Source organism: Polynucleobacter sp. UB-Raua-W9 (assembly GCF_018687435.1).
GTDB lineage: Bacteria > Pseudomonadota > Gammaproteobacteria > Burkholderiales > Burkholderiaceae > Polynucleobacter.
In genome coordinates, this window is record NZ_CP061290.1 from 645,628 (window position 1) to 658,289 (window position 12,662).

Here is a 12,662-nt window from a genome sequence, read left to right on the forward strand (position 1 = left end):
CGCCTATCGTCAAGCACTGGCAGCCAAAGTACATGATGCTGGCGTGAAGCACGGAAAAACCCTAGAGGCTATTGCTACAGTTCCGCGTCACGCATTCATTGATGCTGGTTTACATGCGCAAGCGTATGAAGATACGGCGCTGCCAATTGGTCAAGAGCAAACTATTTCTAAGCCATCGGTAGTAGCTCGCATGATCGAGCTATTGCATAAGCCCAGGCATAAACTTGGAAAAGTACTCGAGATCGGCACAGGTTGTGGTTACCAAGCCGCAGTTCTAAGCTTATTAGCAGATGAGGTGTATTCAATAGAGCGCATACGTCCGCTGCATGATCTGGCTAGAGCAAAGTTACGCCCATTTCGTATTAATAATTTGCGCCTGATCTACGGTGACGGTATCTTGGGTTTGCCGCAAGCCGCCCCTTTTGATGGAATCATTTTGGCGGCCGCAGGTTTGGGCATTCCGGATGCCTTATTGGACCAATTGGCTATCGGAGGGCGTTTAGTTGCCCCTGTAGCTAAAAATGAAAAAGAGCAGCAGCTGATTATGGTTGAAAGAATGAGCTCTCAGCGTTATGAAAGAACTGTTCTGGACGAGGTCTTTTTTGTCCCCTTACAATCAGGGATAGTATGAAATCGAATCAGAATTCAATATCGAATATGCCTAATAGCTTATCCAAAAGCTTCTTGATTGCAGCCCTCTCTGCATCATTGCTGTTGACTGTCGGGTGCTCTACGCCGCGGACCAAGCCTGCCAGTGTGACTGATCGTAGCGGGGGGTCGTATGAGCCAGCGCCTGCTGGTTACTATCGCGTGAAGAGGGGTGACACCTTAGCGCGCATTGCCTTGGATCATGGGCAGGCACCACGTGATGTGGCGCAGTGGAATGCTTCAGTCAATCCAAGCTTTAATCCAAATGTAATTGAAGTTGGCGACTTGGTGTTAATTAAAGCGCCTGCAGGCTTAAAGTCTGCTAAAGCAGTTGATAAAAAACCAGAGGGCGATAAATTAGATGCATTGCCCACAGAAGCTACCAAGCCAGAAGTGGTGGCTGAGCCCGGCATTCGTTTGTCTTGGCCGGCTAAAGGTAAGCTTACTGGTGAATTTAACGAAACTAATAAAGGGATCGATATCGCCGGTAAAGTTGGCGAGCCGATATTGGCTGCCTCGGATGGCAAAGTTGTTTACGCCGGGAATAGCTTGCGTGGTTACGGTAACTTGATAATTGTTAAACATGACAATACTTATCTCACTGCTTATGCACATAACAGCAAGCTTTTGGTGAAAGAGGGTGATGCTGTTCGCAAGGGGCAGAAGATTGCTGAAATGGGCGACACAGATACCACCGCTGCCAAGCTCCATTTCGAATTACGAGTAAACGGTAAGCCTGTAAATCCAACGCCGTACCTCCAGTAAGTTTTCGGCAAGAGCGTATGGCCACCGTACTCGTATTTGATATTGAAACTATTCCCGATGTATCTGGATTGCGTCGTCTGGAAGAGTATCCAGCCCCTATGAGCGATGCTGAAGTAGCAGCTAAGGCTATGTCCGATAGGGCCACTAAAACTGGTAGCGAATTTCTGCCGCTGTATCTGCAAAAGATTATTGCCATCTCTTGTGTGATTCGGAGAAGTACTAAAGAAGGCGCTCCTCAAATTAAAGTAGGCACGCTAGGTACGCCACAAGATGATGAGAAGGTATTAATTCAAGCCTTCTTCGATTTAATTGAAAAATACACTCCACAATTGGTTTCCTGGAACGGAAGTGGTTTTGATTTACCAGTGTTGCATTACCGAGCACTTGCCAATCACGTTCAGGCACCACGTTATTGGGAGATGGGTGAGAGTCAAGAGACAGATAGCCGTGACTTTAAGTGGAATAACTATATTAGTCGCTATCACATGCGTCATCTCGACATGATGGACCTTTTGGCAAAGTTCAATGGCAGAGCCAATGCGCCCTTGGATGGTTTAGCAAAACTCTGTGGCTTCCCGGGCAAGATGGGAATGGATGGTAGCCAAGTTTGGCCTGCTTATCAGGATGGCAAGATCGATGACATTCGTCGCTATTGCGAGACTGATGTAGTCAACACCTATTTAATGTACTGCCGCTTTCAGTTGCTGCGTGGCGGCTTCTCTTTAGATGAATACAAAGAAGAAATTGATTTTGTCAAAGCCTATCTAGCAAAAGAAGCAAAAGAGCCTAACGGTAGCCAGTGGAAAGAATATCTCCAAGGTTTCGCAGCGGATGCGTAGAGGGGATAAGCCAGTCAATATCGAAGTGACTGAGCCGATAAGAGTTGAAGCCCTCGATCTAGATGCCCAAGGTATCGCCCGCTTAAGGCCAAATGAAGAAGAAGTTCTCCAAGGTCAAAGCGGCAAAGTCATATTTATCAAAGGCGCACTGCCTACAGAGCTCGTAACTTACACCATCACCAGCGATAAAGCGCGTTTTAGCAAAGCCAAAGTGCGCGAGATCTTAAGGCCTGCAGTATTTAGAGCGGAGCCCAAGTGTGCAGCCTTTGGTGTCTGCGGGGGCTGTACGATGCAGCACTTAGATATTCGGGCACAGGTTGCGATGAAGCAGCGCGTGCTTGAAGATGATTTGCAACATATTGCCAAGACCAAGCCACAAGAAATTTTGCGACCAATGGGTGGCCCAACCTGGGAATACCGTCACCGTGCACGCTTGAGTGCTGTGAATCGCTCGATTAAAAAAGGCACAGTGCTCATTGGCTTTCATGAGGGTAAGAGTGGCTATGTAGCTGATATGCTTGCCTGCGAGATTTTACCCAAACACGTTTCTAATTTACTGCCTGAGATGCGCAAGTTGGTAATGGGTTTATCCATCGTGGATCGCATGCCACAGATTGAAATCGCGGTAGGGGAGCCCGAGGATCCAAGCTCAAATGATCTGAAGAAAAATATTCCTGTGACCGCATTGGTACTTCGTAATCTCCTGCCATTAACCAATGCTGATGAGCAATTGCTGCGTGCATTTGCAGATCAACATCAAGTATGGATCTGGCTGCAGCCCAAAGGAATTGAGACTGTAGCCCCGTTTTACCCTGAGACTGGCAAGCTTTGCTATCGCCTACCCGAGTTTGAAATCGAGATGCCTTTTAAGCCGACTGATTTCACGCAAGTGAATCACATGATGAACCGTGCGCTGGTGAGTAGAGCAATTCGTCTTCTAGAAGTTAAAGTAACTGATCGTGTGCTTGATCTATTTTGCGGTCTTGGGAACTTCACATTACCACTTGCTAGGAAAGCAAAACAGGTCTTAGGTATCGAGGGCTTGGAGACTTTAACAACGCGCGCCAAGGAGAATGCGCTACATAATGGCCTTGCAGATAAAGTCAATTTCATGAAAAGCGACTTATTTGAAGTCACTCCAGAAACGATTGCATCGTGGGCTAAAGCTGAGCGTTGGCTGATGGATCCACCACGCGAAGGCGCAATGGAAATCTGTAAAGCGCTTGCTGAACTCCATACTCAGCATAGCGAGTTACTGCCACAGAGGATTGTGTATGTTTCCTGTAATCCCAAAACATTGGCTAGAGATGTAGAGATTTTGTGTCATCACGCAGGCTATACACTCAGTAGCGCGGGGATCGTCAATATGTTCCCGCATACTTCCCACGTGGAATCCATGGCGGTCTTTGATCGCCCTAAACCACTATAAATCCCTGCTTCAGAGTCATTTTCAGCAATTTCAGCTTCAAATTAGTGCATCAGGCTATATTGCGGTGCAATATTCCAAGGGGTTAGTCTTATAGAAGAGTAGATTGAAGTTGTGCAGCGATGTCTGGCTGCTAACAATTTCATCAACCACTGGGAGTGTGTCATGAAAGCCTCAGATAGTTTTGCAATCATTTTGATTTTGATTGCGCTGTCTTATGCGGTCAGCATGTTTGTAGCGAATTAATAGTTCACCTACAAAAGAGCTAAGACAAAAAAAGCGCCCGCAGGCGCCTTTAGGGAACAACACACTAAGGATATTAGTGAGGATTCATCTCTCTTAGTCTCGATTGCCGCCAACAATACCCAAGAGGGCAAGTAGGTTGGTGAAAACGTTGTACACATCTAGGTAAATAGCCAGAGTAGCCATGATGTAGTTTGTCTCACCACCATTGATCACACGCTGCACGTCAACCAAGATGAAGGCGGAGAAGATGGCGATTGCAAGAACCATCACAGTCAACATCAAAGCTGGCAACTGTAACCAAATGTTTGCCAATGAGGCAACGATCAAGAGCAGTACACCAACCATTAACCATTTACCCATGCCAGCAAAATCACTCTTGCTTACCGTGGCAATCGTTGCCATGACGGCAAAGATGGCCGCTGTGCCGCCGAAGGACAGCATGATCAGGGATGCGCCGTTGCTATAGCTATTGAGGGTATAACCGATCAAGCGGGACATCATGATGCCCATGAAGAAGGTGAAGCCTAGCAAGAGCAGAACACCTACGCCAGTTTCCTTATTCTTTTCAATTGCCCAAAAGAAGCCAAAGGCAACCGCCATGAAAACAATGAAACCAATAAATGGACTTCCAGAGAATAGGTCAAGCCCCGTTGCCACACCAAGCCAGGCACCAATCACTGTCGGAACCATGGATAGTGCTAAGAGGGCATAGGTATTGCGTAGTACGCGGTTGCGTACCTGAACAGTGCTTACTGAGCCAGTTTGGCCAAAGCCGTAAGAGTTAAGATCACTCATAGGGACTCCTTTTTCATAGTTGTTACATGAGCCCACGAAGGGCTGTTACCAGTAAGTATAGACAAAACACCTCAATTTCAAGCCCCACAAGAAAAGACCTACAAATTAAGGGCTTATGCCCTGTAAATTCAAAGGCTTAGCCCTACTTCTATAGGGGTAAATACTGTCAAGCAATGTATAATTCGGGGGTCGTTGAGCTGGGGAGGGTTATTTAGTCCGTTTTTGACCTTAGCTAACAAATATCTTTGAAATCACTATTGGAGTATTGCATGGCAATTGAACGCACCCTTTCTATTATCAAACCTGATGCTGTCGCTAAAAACGTCATCGGCAAAATCTATGACCGTTTTGAATCCGCTGGTTTGAAGATCGTTGCTTCCAGAATGGCGCACCTGTCACAAGTTGAGGCTGAGCAATTCTATGGCGTTCATAAAGATCGTCCTTTCTTCAAAGATTTGGTGAACTTCATGATTTCTGGCCCTGTGATGATTCAGGTATTGCAAGGCGAAGGCGCTATTGCTAAGAATCGTGATTTGATGGGTGCTACCGATCCTAAGAAAGCAGACAAAGGCACAATCCGTGCTGATTTTGCTGACAGCATTGATGCAAATGCTGTTCACGGTTCGGATGCCCCTGAAACAGCTGCTGTGGAAGTTGCTTTCTTCTTCCCTGGTATGAATGTTTTCAATCGTTAATCACTTATTAATCGATTAGCTATTTATTTATAAGTAAACGCATTGACCTCCCCGCGCGTAAATCTCTTAGATTTTGACGCTGACCAAATGGCGGCGTATGTCGCGGGGTTGAATGAAAAGCCCTTTAGGGCAAAGCAGCTCATGCAATGGATACACCAACGTGGCGTATCCGACATTAACGACATGAGTGATTTGGCAAAAAGCTTCAGAGCGACCTTGTTGGACAAGGCTGAAGTACTTTCTCTTCCCATTATCAAAGATGAGCACGCGCATGATGGTACCCGCAAGTGGTTGCTAGACGTGGGCGCTGGTAATGCGGTGGAGTCTGTTTTTATTCCAGAAGATGATCGAGGCACATTGTGCATCTCTTCACAGGCAGGATGTGCAGTTAATTGCCGTTTTTGCTCTACGGGACATCAAGGCTTTTCACGCAATCTCACTTCCGGTGAAATCATTGGTCAATTGTGGTTTGCTGAGCATCTCTTGCGTAATGATCCGGAAGCTGTACGTAGAATCGAAAAATATCCAACACCAGGTTGGGAGCACACAGGCCGTGTGATCTCCAATGTAGTAATGATGGGTATGGGTGAGCCACTGCTTAACTATGACAACGTTGTAACTGCCTTGCGTTTAATGCTGGATGACAGGGCATATGGCTTGTCACGTCGTCGGGTTACGGTATCCACTTCGGGCGTAGTACCGATGATTGATCGTTTGGCGCAAGATTGCCCAGTGGCATTAGCGGTTTCATTGCACGCACCAAATGATGCATTGCGCGATCAACTGGTGCCACTCAATCAAAAATACCCCTTACATGAATTACTCGATGCTTGTGAGCGCTACTTGCCATTTGCACCAAGAGATTTTTTGACCTTTGAATACTGCATGCTCGATGGCGTGAATGATTCCGACATTCAGGCAAAAGAATTGGTGCGCTTACTCAAGAATATTAAGTGCAAGATCAACCTTATTCCTTTTAACCCGTTCCCGGAGTCAGGCCTTAAGCGCTCACCAGCCCAAAGAGTACATGCCTTTGCTAGCATCCTATTAGATGCGGGCATGGTGGCAACAGTGCGCAAGACCCGTGGCGATGATATTGCCGCTGCCTGTGGTCAGCTTGCCGGTGATGTTGTAGATCGCACCCGAGTGCGTGAACGTGCGGTACACGATGCAGAAATTATCACAGAGATACAAGAGCAGCCAATCGAGTGGCTGAAAAAATTAAATTAACCATTAGATCCCAATCAATAGATCACAATGCGCTCTCATCATTCATTGCCACCATTACCGCTAGGTCCATCTCCTAAGCGTGTAACGCGTCAAGCAACTGTTGCTTGGAAAACCAACATCATTACTGTGGGTGGTGATGCACCAGTGCGGGTACAGTCAATGACGAATACTGATACTGCAGATGCAGTAGGGACAGCGATTCAAGTAAAAGAGTTAGCGCGTGCTGGTTCAGAGATGGTGCGCATTACTGTGAATACGCCTGAAGCTGCGGCAGCCGTTCCCTATATTCGAGAGCAGTTGGATAAGATGGATGTGTTGGTGCCATTGATTGGCGACTTCCATTACAACGGCCATACTTTATTAAATGATTTTCCTGATTGCGCCAAAGCACTCTCCAAGTACCGTATTAATCCAGGCAATGTGGGTAAAGGCGCTAAGCGTGATCCACAGTTTGCGCAAATGATTGAAGCAGCCTGTAAATACGATAAGCCAATACGCATTGGTGTGAATTGGGGAAGCTTAGATCAAGATCTCTTGGCATCTATTATGGATAGCAATGCTGCTTTAGAGGCTCCAAAAACTGCTCAAGAAGTGATGATCGAGGCTCTGATTCAATCTGCACTGCAATCTGCAGAAAAAGCAGTTGAGCTGGGTATGAATCCCGATCAAATTTTACTTTCTTGTAAAGTCAGCAATGTGCAGGACTTAGTAGCTGTCTATCGCGATCTCTCGCGCCGCTCTGACTATCCGCTGCACTTAGGATTAACTGAGGCGGGTATGGGTAGCAAAGGCATTGTGTCTTCAACTGCGGCAATGGGTATTTTGTTGCAAGAGGGTATTGGCGACACGATTCGAGTTTCTTTAACTCCTGATCCAGGTGCACCGCGTGAGAACGAGGTCATTGTTGCCCAAGAAATTTTGCAAACGATGGGTCTGCGTAACTTTACGCCCATGGTGATTGCATGCCCTGGATGCGGCAGAACAACTAGTACCACCTTCCAAGAATTAGCGGCCAATATTCAATCCTATTTGCGTCAACAAATGCCGGTGTGGAAGAAAACCCATCCCGGTGTAGAGAATATGAATGTAGCGGTGATGGGTTGTATTGTGAATGGCCCAGGCGAGAGTAAGCACGCTAATATTGGTATTTCACTACCAGGAACAGGCGAAACTCCAGCTGCACCAGTGTTTGTGGATGGCGTTAAGGTGAAAACTCTGCGAGGTGAGAAAATCGCTGAAGAGTTTCAGGTCATCGTAGATGAGTACGTTAAACAGAATTACGCAACAAAAGCGTAACAGAGCCAAATTCGTAGAACAAGAATAAAAATGACTGATCAGAACAAAGACCAAAAAGCAGAAGCTAAAGTCCAGAAGACTCAAAAGATCAACGGCGTACGCGGTATGAATGATTTGCTGCCAGCTGATGCTGCTCAATGGGCCCACCTTGAGCATGTTCTGCGTGATTTAACCCGTGCTTATGGTTATGAGTTTCTGCGCACACCAATTGTGGAAGCAACTGCAGTGTTTCAGCGCGGTATTGGCGAGGTGACCGATATTGTTGAAAAAGAAATGTATTCCTTTGAGGATCGTTTAAATGGCGAGCAACTTACTTTGCGTCCTGAAGGTACTGCTGCATTAGTGCGTTCTGTTATTGAAAACAATTTACTGTACGAGGGACCTAAGCGTCTTTGGTACACCGGACCTATGTTCCGTCATGAGCGTCCACAGCGCGGCCGTTATCGCCAGTTCCACCAGTTTGGTATCGAGGCATTAGGCTTCGCTGGCCCTGATATTGATGCAGAGATTATTCTCATGGGTCAACGCCTTTGGGACGAGTTGGGATTAAAAGGCGTGCGCCTGGAGATCAATTCTTTAGGGCAGGCCAATGAGCGTGCTGAGCATCGTGCTGCCTTGGTAATGTACTTTGAGAAAAATATATCGCAACTTGATGAAGACTCACAACGACGCCTCATCAGCAATCCTTTGCGTATTTTGGATTCTAAAAATCCAGAGATGCAGGCATTGATTGAAGATGCTCCAAAGTTATTGGATTTCTTGGGTGAAGAATCTCTTGCGCACTTTAATGCAGTGCAGGCTTTGATCAAAGCCAATAACATCCCTTGCAAAATTAATCCTCGCCTGGTGCGCGGTTTAGATTATTACAACCTCACCGTTTTCGAGTGGGTGACTGATGAGTTGGGCGCGCAGGGCACCATTGCTGGCGGTGGCCGCTATGATCCGTTAATTGAACGTATGGGCGGCAAGGCTGCACCAGCTTGTGGTTGGGCTATGGGGATGGAGCGTGTTCTAGAGCTTATGAAAGTTTCTGGCTCGCTTCCAGAGGCGCAGTCCCAATGCGATATCTTTGTATTGCATCAAGGCGGTGAGACTTTGACTGCTGCCATGATTATTGCTGAGCGTTTACGTAGCGCCGGCATCGATACGATTCTTTTCTGCCCTCCTGATGGTCAATCCGCCAGCTTTAAGTCCCAAATGAAGAAGGCTGACAGCAGTGGAGCTGCTTTTGCAGTCATTATTGGCCCAGATGAATTGGCCAAGAATGAGGCTCAGATCAAAGACTTACGTTCTAGCGGCGAGCAAAAGGCCGTTCCTTTGGAAGGGGTGCTTGAGGCTGTAATTGATGTCTTGGTGGGCAGCTCCGAATAGAATGAGTCTATTCATTACATTTAATAGCAATAAAACCCTTATTAATTAGCTTGGATTCACATGCCTTTAGATCTAGAAGAACAAGAACAGTTAGACCAACTTAAAGCGTTTTGGCAAAAGTATCGTAATTTAATTACGGGAGTGTTGACGGCTGTCTTGTTTGCCTATGCTGCATATAGTGGTTATGGGTGGTGGCGTAATACTCAAGCTTTGGAAGCCTCTAAACTCTATGAAACGATGGTCAGCGCTGTTGCTAAAGGTGACAAAGAGCTGACCTTGCGTGCTGCGGATGATTTAGAAAAAGATTTTGCTCGTACACCTTATGCAGCGATGTCTAGTTTAATTGCTGCGCGTATTGCGTCGGATGCTGGTGATAGTGCCAAGGCACTGGACTATTTGCGTTGGACTGCTAAAAATGCTTCCAATGATGGTTATTTGGCTTTAGCAAAATTACGCTTGGTGACTCAGTTAATTGAGCAGGGTGGTGAAAAAGATTTTGCTGAGGCTGATCAAGTTCTTAAAGAAAGACCAATTGCTGGCTTTGAAGCTTTGTGGTTAGAACGTCGTGGCGACTGGTATTTAGCGCAAAAGAAAAATGCTGAAGCTAAAAAAAGCTATGAAGATGCCTGGAAAAAAATAGACGAAGTTAAAGAATTCCCTGAAGAGGCGCGTCGCCTCTTGAAGGTGAAGCTGGATGCAGTTGGAGGAGTGGCACAGTGATGACAGTAAAAATCGATGCAATACAACGCTTAGCAAGGGTTGCTAGTACTACTATTTTATTGAGTGTGGTGACTACAGCACTGCTTGGATGTTCTGGTAGTTCTCGTGTTCGCAAACCTTCCGAGTTGGCAACAGTCACCAATCAGTTTGATATGCAACAGGTGTGGTCTACCAGTGTTGGCTCTTCTGAAGGCTTTAACTTTCATCCGGTAGTCGCAGGTGACGCCGTATATGCAGCTTCACAACGCGGTAATTTGGCAAAGATTGATTTGGCCACTGGCAATAAAGTTTGGGAGGCATCCGTTCCGGAGCGCTTATCTATTGGGCCTGGATCTGACGGCCGCACTACGGTTGCTGTGAGTACTCGCGGTACTGTCTATGCCTATGACGACACTGGTAAGCAGATCTGGAAAGTCAGTGTTAGTAGCGAGGTTTTGAGTGAGCCAATTGTTGCTGGTGGCATTGTGGTTGTGCGAGCGCTTGACAATCGTTTTATTGGTTTGGATGCACAAACAGGTGCCCGCAAGTGGACTTATCAGCGCCAACAGTCTGCCTTGTCATTGCGCGTTGGTTACGGCATGCTGGCTATCGGCAATGAAGTCATTGTGACTGGCTTTGCAGGTGGACGTTTTGGGATGATTGCCATTGCCAATGGTGGTTTGGTTTGGGAAACCCCAGTGTCATTCCCTAAAGGCTTTTCAGAAATTGAGCGCTTAAATGATGTGACTGCTAAACCTAGCATGGAAGGCGAGATCATTTGCGCAGTTTCATACCAAGGCCGCATTGGCTGCGGACAAGCTCGTACTGGAAATCTCTTATGGTTTAAGGATTACTCAAGCTATACGGGTACTGCGCAAAGCGCAGAATTGGTTTTCTCAGCCAATGAAAAATCCTATGTAACCGCATTTGCCACCAAAGACGGTACGCAGGTTTGGGAAAACACCCAACTCACATACCGAGATTTAGGTGAGTCCCTAGCCGTTGGCAGAGTGTTGCTCATGGGTGATGCTCAAGGCTATGTTCATGCACTCTCACAGGCGAATGGCGAGATGATCGCGCGTATTCGTCACGATAGTAATCCAATCACCGCTGCTCCAATTGCAGTAGGCGGGCTCATCCTGATTCAATCTCAGGGTGGAAAAATTGCGGCGTACAGTCCCAAATGAACCCAGTCATCACTATCGTCGGCCGCCCCAATGTTGGGAAGTCGACACTCTTTAATCGTTTGACCCGTTCACGCGATGCCTTGGTAGCAGATTTTTCTGGTTTAACAAGAGATCGTCACTACGGCAAAGGTCGTATTGGTGAGCGCGCGTTTATTTGCGTAGATACTGGTGGCTTTGAGCCCGTTGCTAAAACCGGCATCGTTGCTGAGATGGCTAAACAGACCAAGCAAGCTGTAGCTGAGTCTGACATTGTGATTTTCTTGGTGGATGGTCGCCTGGGTATGGCGCCACAAGATCGGGTCATTGCTGATTTCTTGCGTAAGACGGGTCGGCCAATTATTTTGGCGGTGAATAAAACAGAAGGCATGCAAGCAGGCGTTGTTACTGCCGACTTTCATGAACTCGGCTTAGGTGAACCGTTCCCCATCTCTTCAGCACATGGCGACGGCGTTCGTGGACTGATTGATGACGCCTTGGATTCCCTCGGTATTGCAGAGCCCGACGAAGATGAATTGGCAGGTGATCCAAATCGCCCAATGAAGATTGCGGTAGTGGGTCGTCCAAATGTTGGGAAGTCGACCTTAATCAATAAGCTCATTGGTGAGGAGCGGGTCATTGCGTTTGACATGCCTGGTACTACCCGTGATGCGATTGAGGTTCCTTTTGAGCGTAATGGCAAACCGTATATCTTGGTTGATACGGCCGGATTGCGTCGTCGTGGCAAAGTATTTGAGGCAATTGAGAAGTTCTCAGTTGTTAAAACATTGCAAGCAATTGCGGACTGCAATGTGGTGATCTTGATGCTTGATGCGCAACAAGACATCTCTGAGCAAGATGCACATATTGCGGGATTTATTGTTGAAGCTGGACGTGCATTAGTGGTTGCGGTGAATAAGTGGGACGGACTTGATTCTTACGTTAAAGAACGTGCTCGTTTAGAGATTGCCCAAAAATTGCGCTTCTTGGATTTTGCAAACGTACATCCGATCTCTGCGAAAAAAGGTACAGGCTTAAAAGAGTTGTTTAAGGATGTAGACGCCGCCTATGCAGCTGCGATGGCGAAGTTGCCAACGCCACGCCTGACTCGTATTTTGCAAGAAGCCATTGAGCATCAACAGCCAAAACGCGTGGGTATGGGTCGTCCAAAATTACGCTATGCACACCAAGGGGGCATGAATCCCCCAATCGTGGTGATTCATGGAACATCATTGAGCGGTGTAACGGATAGCTATAAGCGATACTTGGAAGGGCGCTTTAGGGATGTATTCAAATTACGTGGAACACCTTTAAGAATCCAGATGAATACTGCTAAAAATCCTTATGTGGACGAAGATAAGGGTAAAAAAGGTAAAAAGCGGTAATTTTGGGCTTGATTTTTTTATAATTGGGCTCAATATAGAAGGTTCAGTAGCAGTAATTTATAAAAGCTTTTATTAAAAAAGCAAGACTCCCTAATTACAAAACC

Annotated in this window: 11 protein-coding genes and 1 pseudogene; 11 read left to right on the plus strand and 1 reads right to left on the minus strand. The window is 46.7% G+C overall.

Annotated elements, in window-relative coordinates; translation table 11 throughout:
- Positions 1-7 precede the first annotated feature (7 nt).
- The 4 genes and pseudogenes from AOC07_RS03360 to rlmD form a co-directional block, all read left to right on the plus strand.
- Positions 8-631 (plus strand): annotated as a pseudogene (locus tag AOC07_RS03360) (protein-L-isoaspartate(D-aspartate) O-methyltransferase); the annotation flags it as partial.
- Positions 632-657: 26 nt separating this feature from the next.
- Positions 658-1,413, plus strand: a complete 756-nt coding sequence (locus tag AOC07_RS03365; protein WP_251371720.1) for a peptidoglycan DD-metalloendopeptidase family protein — start codon at positions 658-660, stop codon at positions 1,411-1,413.
- A gap of 17 nt (positions 1,414-1,430) precedes the next feature.
- Entirely contained in the window at positions 1,431-2,252 is an 822-nt protein-coding gene (locus AOC07_RS03370) for a 3'-5' exonuclease (RefSeq protein WP_215293984.1), read from the plus strand.
- Positions 2,245-3,681: a 23S rRNA (uracil(1939)-C(5))-methyltransferase RlmD gene (gene rlmD, locus AOC07_RS03375; RefSeq protein ID WP_215358152.1), complete on the plus strand. Its 1,437-nt coding sequence runs from the start codon at positions 2,245-2,247 to the stop codon at positions 3,679-3,681. Before AOC07_RS03370 ends, rlmD begins: the two co-directional genes overlap by 8 nt.
- Positions 3,682-4,017: 336 nt before the next feature.
- Here the strand turns inward: rlmD and AOC07_RS03380 are convergent, their stop codons facing one another.
- Entirely contained in the window at positions 4,018-4,719 is a 702-nt protein-coding gene (locus AOC07_RS03380) for a Bax inhibitor-1 family protein (RefSeq protein WP_215293986.1), read from the minus strand.
- A gap of 269 nt (positions 4,720-4,988) precedes the next feature.
- Between AOC07_RS03380 and ndk the strand changes: the two genes are divergently transcribed.
- The 7 genes from ndk (at position 4,989) to der (ending at position 12,558) form a co-directional block, all read left to right on the plus strand.
- A complete protein-coding gene (gene ndk / locus AOC07_RS03385) occupies positions 4,989-5,414 on the plus strand; it encodes a nucleoside-diphosphate kinase (RefSeq protein WP_215293987.1) in 426 nt (141 codons plus the stop codon).
- A gap of 87 nt (positions 5,415-5,501) precedes the next feature.
- Positions 5,502-6,644 carry a 23S rRNA (adenine(2503)-C(2))-methyltransferase RlmN gene (gene rlmN, locus AOC07_RS03390; protein WP_251369710.1) on the plus strand — a complete coding sequence of 381 codons (1,143 nt, stop codon included), beginning with the start codon at positions 5,502-5,504 and terminating at the stop codon, positions 6,642-6,644.
- A 27-nt stretch (positions 6,645-6,671) separates the two neighbouring features.
- Positions 6,672-7,940 carry a flavodoxin-dependent (E)-4-hydroxy-3-methylbut-2-enyl-diphosphate synthase gene (ispG, locus tag AOC07_RS03395; RefSeq protein WP_215358153.1) on the plus strand — a complete coding sequence of 423 codons (1,269 nt, stop codon included), beginning with the start codon at positions 6,672-6,674 and terminating at the stop codon, positions 7,938-7,940.
- A gap of 30 nt (positions 7,941-7,970) precedes the next feature.
- Positions 7,971-9,311, plus strand: a complete 1,341-nt coding sequence (hisS, locus tag AOC07_RS03400) for a histidine--tRNA ligase (RefSeq protein WP_215293990.1) — start codon at positions 7,971-7,973, stop codon at positions 9,309-9,311.
- 60 nt (positions 9,312-9,371) lie between these two features.
- Positions 9,372-10,031 carry a tetratricopeptide repeat protein gene (locus AOC07_RS03405; RefSeq protein WP_215358154.1) on the plus strand — a complete coding sequence of 220 codons (660 nt, stop codon included), beginning with the start codon at positions 9,372-9,374 and terminating at the stop codon, positions 10,029-10,031.
- Positions 10,031-11,197, plus strand: a complete 1,167-nt coding sequence (bamB, locus tag AOC07_RS03410; protein WP_215293992.1) for an outer membrane protein assembly factor BamB — start codon at positions 10,031-10,033, stop codon at positions 11,195-11,197. The genes AOC07_RS03405 and bamB overlap by 1 nt, the downstream gene beginning before the upstream one ends.
- Positions 11,194-12,558 carry a ribosome biogenesis GTPase Der gene (gene der, locus AOC07_RS03415; RefSeq protein ID WP_215293993.1) on the plus strand — a complete coding sequence of 455 codons (1,365 nt, stop codon included), beginning with the start codon at positions 11,194-11,196 and terminating at the stop codon, positions 12,556-12,558. The genes bamB and der overlap by 4 nt, the downstream gene beginning before the upstream one ends.
- Positions 12,559-12,662: the final 104 nt, after the last annotated feature.

Coding starts and splice junctions, on each gene's coding strand:
- AOC07_RS03380 (WP_215293986.1), bottom strand. CDS start 4,719: ATGAGTGATCTTAACTCTTACGGCTTTGGCCAAACTGGCTCAGTAAGC.
- ndk (WP_215293987.1), top strand. CDS start 4,989: ATGGCAATTGAACGCACCCTTTCTATTATCAAACCTGATGCTGTCGCT.
- rlmN (WP_251369710.1), top strand. CDS start 5,502: ATGGCGGCGTATGTCGCGGGGTTGAATGAAAAGCCCTTTAGGGCAAAG.
- ispG (WP_215358153.1), top strand. CDS start 6,672: ATGCGCTCTCATCATTCATTGCCACCATTACCGCTAGGTCCATCTCCT.
- rlmD (WP_215358152.1), top strand. CDS start 2,245: ATGCGTAGAGGGGATAAGCCAGTCAATATCGAAGTGACTGAGCCGATA.
- bamB (WP_215293992.1), top strand. CDS start 10,031: ATGACAGTAAAAATCGATGCAATACAACGCTTAGCAAGGGTTGCTAGT.
- der (WP_215293993.1), top strand. CDS start 11,194: ATGAACCCAGTCATCACTATCGTCGGCCGCCCCAATGTTGGGAAGTCG.
- AOC07_RS03370 (WP_215293984.1), top strand. CDS start 1,431: ATGGCCACCGTACTCGTATTTGATATTGAAACTATTCCCGATGTATCT.
- AOC07_RS03405 (WP_215358154.1), top strand. CDS start 9,372: ATGCCTTTAGATCTAGAAGAACAAGAACAGTTAGACCAACTTAAAGCG.
- AOC07_RS03365 (WP_251371720.1), top strand. CDS start 658: ATGCCTAATAGCTTATCCAAAAGCTTCTTGATTGCAGCCCTCTCTGCA.
- hisS (WP_215293990.1), top strand. CDS start 7,971: ATGACTGATCAGAACAAAGACCAAAAAGCAGAAGCTAAAGTCCAGAAG.